The 239-nt window shown below is 70.7% G+C and carries 1 protein-coding gene; it reads right to left on the minus strand.

What is annotated here, in order from left to right:
• Nucleotides 1-14 precede the first annotated feature (14 nt).
• Nucleotides 15-239 (minus strand): lysozyme inhibitor LprI family protein (locus ACZ6JE_RS15570; protein WP_464319535.1); only part of this gene is annotated, 225 nt, incomplete at its 5' end.

A 239-nucleotide genomic window follows, 5' to 3' on the forward strand; every position in this document is an offset into this window, starting at 1 on the left:
GTGCAGGCCGTGGCTCACTTGCGCGACCCCGTCAGATAGGTGTTCTCAAGCCACAGACTGCGCTCCGCCGTCCAGGTCAGCAGGCAGTCGGTGCGTGTGGCGGTCCCCGAAGCCGGATCGGATTGATCCGCTGCGCGGCTGTCGCAGGCCGCGTCGCGCGCCCGGATCCAGGCGCGTTGGCGGTCGCGTAGTTGCAGCGCTTCGGCACGGTCCAGGCCCTGACGCGCCGCGCGATAGGC

It is taken from the genome of Frigoribacterium sp. AC759 (assembly GCF_979256015.1).